Genomic DNA, 6,210 nt, shown 5'->3' with positions numbered 1-6,210 from the left:
TTCATACTCTTCGAGCAGTACTGAACTTCCGTCTTGAGCTATTGATAGTGAGCTGAAAAGAATTGTAATTACTGTTACGAATAGTAATTTTTTCATAGTCTGATTTTGTCCCGTTTTTATTTTTTTATGCTTTCCCTAAGATTTTTAACTACTGATCAGCTTTATGAATACCTGCATATAAAGCTGATTAGATTTAATGAAGCATGAGCAGTTAGCATTTTAGTCTTCAATTAAAATAAGCACGCTTTCTCTTCTTATCATTTTTAATTGATGAAAAAAGCTCTAATTGGTGGAAACCGCTTACATCGTTTTATTTATTTACGCCTGATGTGATTGATCATGATGGAAGTTCTCTTCTAGTTGTACTTAACGGCTATAAATGCTGAAACGGGAAGAATTGTTACCGGATGCAGAGTTAATTTTCCTAATCTACAGAATATTTACTTTCTTAAATCTAAAAGGAGCAGTGGCAGAATAAGGTACGTGCCGCTACAGTTGATTTGTCCCCAAATTTAATTGCAGAAAATAATGATGGTGTGGAAAAAACCGGGTTTCAGGTTTCTGTTAATATCCATTTTTTGGTTCTCAATCAGCTTTTTGCAGGCAGATGCTCAGGAGAACAAAACGTATCAAAGTTTGCAGCATGCACTTTTTTCGGGTAGCCAGCTTACCGGAGGCAGCGGACCAAAAAATGTTCAGTGGCTTAATAATGAAGATCGCTATTCATACACCGAGCAAAATCTGAAGCACTTTGCACCTGAAATCAGAATTTACAATATCACGACCGGTGAGGACTCTCTCCTGTTTCACCCGGCTGAACACATTTTCCCTCACACTTCCATGCCTTTTCATTTTGAGGACTACCAATGGTCGAAAGACGAATCGAGCATTCTATTTAAAACGAATACTACATACCAAAATAGTACTTCATGGGAATATCCCTTATCCGGCAGTGCCGACTACTATCACTTTGATCTGACTTCGGAAGAGATCACGTTTGTTGCTCATTCAGCATTCAACGCCAGGCTCTCGCCCGATGGCAAAAAAGTAGGGTATCACAAAAACGGTGAGATGTTTATTCACGATATCGAGTCGGGAACAAAAATACAGCTCACTAATTCTTCGGAAGAATATCTCTACAATGGCCGCATTGGTTTGGTTTATGAAGATGCATTTAAGTTGACCCAGGCATGGCAGTGGAGCCATGACAGCCGATATATCGCCTACTGGCAAACCGACGAGCGTGAAGTAAATCAGCTCAGGCTGGCCAATTATGAAGGGCTTTATACGGAGTACAACACTCTTTCCTATCCAAAACCCGGAACTAGCAACCCAACCGTAAAAATTGGAGTATTGGACGTTGAAACCCGGGAGAATCAATGGATTGATCTGGATGGTAAAAACGGTTTAATTCCACGTACTTATTGGACTGCAAATCCCGGAGAGTTAGCGGTTGTATGGATGAACAGAGAGCAAACAGAAATGAAGCTCTATTTTTACGACGTCAATTCACAAGAGAAACGATTGATTATGGAGGAAAAATCGGATGACGGGTGGATCGATATCTTTAGCTTATTTTCGGATGCGAAGAATTACCTTTTTTTCCCATCCGATCGAAACGAGTTTTTCCGGATGTCTGACAGAAACGGATTTAATCATATCTACCGGTACGATTATGACGGGAATATTGTGAATCAAGTCACTGAAGGGGATTGGGAGGTTACTCAGATCTTGTCAATCAATACCGAGACCGAGACGATCTATTATGAATCGACCGAAGCCGGTTCCCTGGAGCGGCATCTTTACTCCATCAGTTTTGGCGGCACAGATAAAGTCCGGTACACAAACTCACCGGGTAAGCATACTTTTAATATGAGCCCCGGCGGTAATTACTATTTCGACAAATGGTCCAATACAGAGACGCCACATAGAATTGAGCTCAAAACAACTCAGAACGGTGGGAAGTTGATTGAGACTTTTGTCAGTAGCAAAGCTGTGGAATCATATATTGAAGAGTATGCCTATCAGCCCAGGGAGCTTTTCAATTTTACAACAGAATATGGAGTGGAACTGGACGGATATCTGATTCGACCGCACAACTTTGACCCCGATAAATCCTATCCATTGGTTTTAATGGTCTACGGCGGGACCGGGCCATCAGGGAGTTTTCAATGAGTTTGAAACCTCAACCTGGGTGCAATATCTGGCCCAGCGGGGCTATGTAATTGCCAACATCAACAACCGGGGAAGTAGCGGTTACGGCCGTGATTTTAAAAAGTCAGTTCATAAAAAGCTGGGGATTTTGGAAGCAGAGGATTATGCAGCTACAGCAAAACACCTCTCAGAACGACCTTGGATTGATGGGAACCGGATAGCTATTCGCGGACACAGTTACGGTGGTTTTATGGCTGCTCTTTCAGCTGTTTTATACCCGGATGTTTTCAAGGTAAGCCTGGTTGGCGCGCCGGTTACTGACTGGCGACTCTATAAATCGATCTATTCAGAACGCCACATGGGATTACCGGAGGAGAATGCAGAGAATTACGATAACAGTTCCATTATGAAGCATGCCCATGAGCTGAAAGCAAAAATGCTTGTAGCTCACTCCTCAATGGACCAGGACGTTCATATACAGAACACCATGCAGATGATCACCGCATTTACAGAAGCCGGTAAAGACATAGATCTGAGGATCTTTCCGAAAGGATGGCATACGGTGATCTACAATGAACAGAGTTATCTTCTTCTTTACCAGGTATACACTGATTACCTGGACACACATTTGAAATAAATTCAAACTTCCTTCACTTTTTTTATGATTAAACCTGACATTCGTATTATGAAAGCGGCCATAGAGATTGCCGAAGAAAACAGCACGCCATTTGGAGCCGCTTTAGCCATGGGCGATGAAATTTTTCTTACTGCCGCGAATCAAACAAAAACATTACACGATCCAACCGCCCACGCTGAACTGTTGGCCATTCGAAAATTAAGCGAGCGGCTTAAAAAAACAGACCTTTCCGGTTTTTCGCTTTATACTACGTGCGAACCCTGCCCGATGTGTATGAGCGCCGCAATTTGGGCCGGAATTGATATCGTTGTTTATGGCTGTTCAATTCCTCAGATATCAGAATACATGCCACAGATCAATCTTTCATGCAGTGATATTGCTGACAAAAGTTTTCGAAAAATAATTATACAACAGGGTTTTATGGAGAAAGAGTGTCTATCTTTACTTGATACATTCTCGTAATAATTCACAGACTTACGAGAGATTCTGCTTCAGCATTTACAGAAAAAAGTTATAAGTTTAGGCAGTTTGATTTTCAATTAATCAATTTACCACTTTGAAAATACTTATCGCAGGTGCCGGAGAAGTTGGTTTTGAACTGAGCAAAGTTCTCTCAGAAGAACACCATGATGTTACAGTACTCGATGTAAGACATCAAGGCCTTCAAAGAGTCATTGAAAACCTCGATGTTCTGACCGTTGAAGGAAACGCAACCTCACCCCATGATCTAGTCAGTGCCGGTGCAAAAGATTCCGATATGATGGTAGCCTGTACCAGTGTAGATGAGGTTAACATCATTGCATGTATGATGGCCAAAAGACTTGGAGTAAAATCAGCTATCGCTCGCGTACGAAATGATGAACTTTCTCAAAAAGATTCTCCCATCACACCATCCGAGCTCGGTATCGACGTTCTGATACACCCTGAAGAGAGCGCCGCTATTGAAATTCACAGGCTCATAAAGCGTGCTTCTGCAAGCGATATTGTTCCGCTTGCAGAGGGGAAAATGCAGCTTGTTGGAATTCGAGTAGAAAAAAACTCCGCAGTTGTGAATAAAAACCTTCGAGAGCTTGCCGTTGAATATCGGGACAATAACTATCGTGTTGTTGCAATTTCTAGACGTGGAACAACCATTTTACCAAATGGGAAAAGCCGGTTGATGGAGCTAGACCATATTTTTGTACTTACCAAAACAGAAGGAATTGAGAAACTGGCAAAAGCAACCGGTCATAAAGACGAGAGAATTCGTCAGATTATGATTGCCGGAGGTAATGAAGTCGGTAGAATTTTAGCTAGAAAACTGAGTCACGATGATCAAAATTGGAAAATAAAATTAATAGAACCTGACCGGGATACGGCAAATAATTTAGCTTCTGAATTGCGTGATATTCTCGTTTTAAATGGAGACCCGACCGACCCTAATCTTCTTGCAACTGAAGGTATTCAGGAGATGGATGCGTTTATCTCTGTAACTGATGATGAGGAATCCAATATCATCTCTGCCCTGATGGCCAAACATCTTGAAGTGAAAAAGACCGTTGCCCTGGTTTCCAAATCTCAATATGTACCACTCAGTCAAACCATTGGCATAGATTCTATCGTAAATGTGAAAGCAGCCGCTACAGATGAAATACATCGTAATATCCGGCAGGGCAATCTGCTGATTGTAAAAGGACTTCATGGAATCAATGCGGAAATTATTGAGGTAGAGGCCGGTAAAAACTGTGAAATTCTTAATCGTCCTCTCAAAAATGTCAAATTTCCAAAAGGCATGATCATCGGGGCGCTTCTGAGTGAAGATGATGTAGAGATTGCCACAGGTGATTCAATTATTAAGAAAGGAGATCGCGTTATTTTATTTGTTCAACCTCAGGCCATCCCAAAAGTAGAAGAGCTTTTTCATGATTGACCTGCTGAATCAACCCTCAAACAGGCCCAGAATAGATTTTAAAATTGTGACCGGAATTATGGGCGGTCTGATCTTCTTCCTGGGAGTTGCTCTGCTCTTTCCTTTATTCATTGCCCTTTTCTATAACGAAACATCCTGGATTGCTTTCCTCTATACCGCCGTTCCCTCTATGCTGATTGGAGCCGCACTTTTCTTCATCTTTAAGCCTAAATATGAGTTGAGGATGCGCGAAGCGTTTCTCATCGTTACCCTTACCTGGTTTGTGGGTTCATTAATCGGTGCTTTTCCTTTTACCATTTCGGGCACTTTGCAAAGCTATACCGACGCCGTTTTTGAAGCGATGAGCGGTCTCAGCACCACAGGAGCAACTATTTTAGGTGGGGTTACCAGCGATGGGATTCAGAATCCTGCCATCGAAGATATTGACAAAAGCCTGCTGTTCTGGCGTTCCCTTTCTCACTGGCTTGGTGGTATGGGAATCATCGTTTTAACATTGGCACTATTGCCTTTATTGGGCATTGGCGGAATGCAGCTCTATAAAGCAGAATACTCCGGTTCTACCTCCGATAAACTCACCCCACGAATACAGGAAACCGCGCTGCTCCTGTGGTCGGTTTATGTTGGAATGACCTTCGTTCAGTTTCTGCTTCTTTGGGTTCACCCTTCAATGGATTGGTTCGACGCCATCAATCACGCCTTTGCAACTTTGGCAACCGGAGGCTTCTCAACAAAAAACGGCTCTATTGCCAGTTTCGACTCTGCCTATATCGACATAATTATAACCATATTTATGTTTCTGGCAGGAATCAATTTTGCCATGCATTTCCGGTTATTAAGCGGTGATGTTAAGAGCTTCTTTGAAAACCGGGAATTCCGATTCTACTCTCTTTTAGCCATCCTGTTCACCATCCTAATTTCCGGCGGTCTCTGGCTGATTGACAACTACGAGTTTGGTGATGCCCTGCGTTACGGTTCGTTTCAGGTGATATCCATTCTCACAACAACCGGGTTTGGTTCCGATGACTATGCATTGTGGATGCCGTTTACCTCCTTTCTGTTATTCCTGCTCTTTTTTAGCGGTGGTACAGCCGGATCTACCGGTGGAGGAATAAAAATGATCCGAATACTAATTATCCTGAAAAATGTTGGACGTGAATTCAAGCAGATTATTCACCCTCAGGCAGTAATTCCCGTTCGAGTGGGCAATCGGGTGATTGAATCCACAATATTGAAAAATATACTCGGCTTTTTTGTGGTCTATTTTATCGTATTTGCAATTGGCTCCATCATCATGAGCTTTATGGGATACGATTTCATGTCGGCCATGGGAGCCAGTATTGCCAGTCTGGGAAATATTGGACCCGGTTGGGGAGAATTTGGCCCGACGGATGAATATGCCGGAGTACCCTATATTGGAAAATGGGTACTGTTACTTTTAATGATGATAGGCCGGCTCGAGCTTTTTACCGTGCTTGTTATTTTTACTCCATGGTTTTGGAAAAACTAAACT

5 protein-coding genes are annotated in these 6,210 nt (G+C 42.3%); all 5 read left to right on the top strand.

The features are described 5' to 3' along the window. Positions 1-528 precede the first annotated feature (528 nt). The 5 genes from U5K35_RS19460 (at position 529) to U5K35_RS19440 (ending at position 6,207) form a co-directional block, all read left to right on the top strand. Positions 529-2,175 (top strand): S9 family peptidase, encoded by a 1,647-nt coding sequence (locus tag U5K35_RS19460; protein ID WP_322573191.1) that lies wholly within the window; start codon positions 529-531, stop codon positions 2,173-2,175. Positions 2,176-2,194: 19 nt separating this feature from the next. Then, positions 2,195-2,791, top strand: coding sequence for a S9 family peptidase (locus U5K35_RS19455; RefSeq protein ID WP_322573190.1), 597 nt, complete (start codon positions 2,195-2,197; stop codon positions 2,789-2,791). Between the two features lie 24 nt (positions 2,792-2,815). Beyond that, entirely contained in the window at positions 2,816-3,253 is a 438-nt protein-coding gene (locus U5K35_RS19450; RefSeq protein ID WP_322573189.1) for a nucleoside deaminase, read from the top strand. A 94-nt stretch (positions 3,254-3,347) separates the two neighbouring features. After that, positions 3,348-4,700 (top strand): Trk system potassium transporter TrkA, encoded by a 1,353-nt coding sequence (gene trkA, locus U5K35_RS19445; RefSeq protein ID WP_322573188.1) that lies wholly within the window; start codon positions 3,348-3,350, stop codon positions 4,698-4,700. After that, complete coding sequence (locus U5K35_RS19440) at positions 4,693-6,207, top strand: TrkH family potassium uptake protein (protein ID WP_322573187.1); 1,515 nt, start codon at positions 4,693-4,695, stop codon at positions 6,205-6,207. Before trkA ends, U5K35_RS19440 begins: the two co-directional genes overlap by 8 nt. The last annotated feature ends 3 nt before the right edge of the window (positions 6,208-6,210 follow it).

It is taken from the genome of Rhodohalobacter sp., from assembly GCF_034521535.1.
GTDB lineage: Bacteria > Bacteroidota > Rhodothermia > Balneolales > Balneolaceae > Rhodohalobacter.
The sequence above is the reverse complement of the archived record's forward strand: the minus strand, read 5'-3'. Positions and strand labels throughout refer to the sequence as shown.

Excerpts from the sequence above, each read along its gene's own strand:
- U5K35_RS19460 (WP_322573191.1), top strand. The coding sequence starts at position 529 with ATGATGGTGTGGAAAAAACCGGGTTTCAGGTTTCTGTTAATATCCATT.
- U5K35_RS19450 (WP_322573189.1), top strand. The coding sequence starts at position 2,816 with ATGATTAAACCTGACATTCGTATTATGAAAGCGGCCATAGAGATTGCC.
- U5K35_RS19440 (WP_322573187.1), top strand. The coding sequence starts at position 4,693 with ATGATTGACCTGCTGAATCAACCCTCAAACAGGCCCAGAATAGATTTT.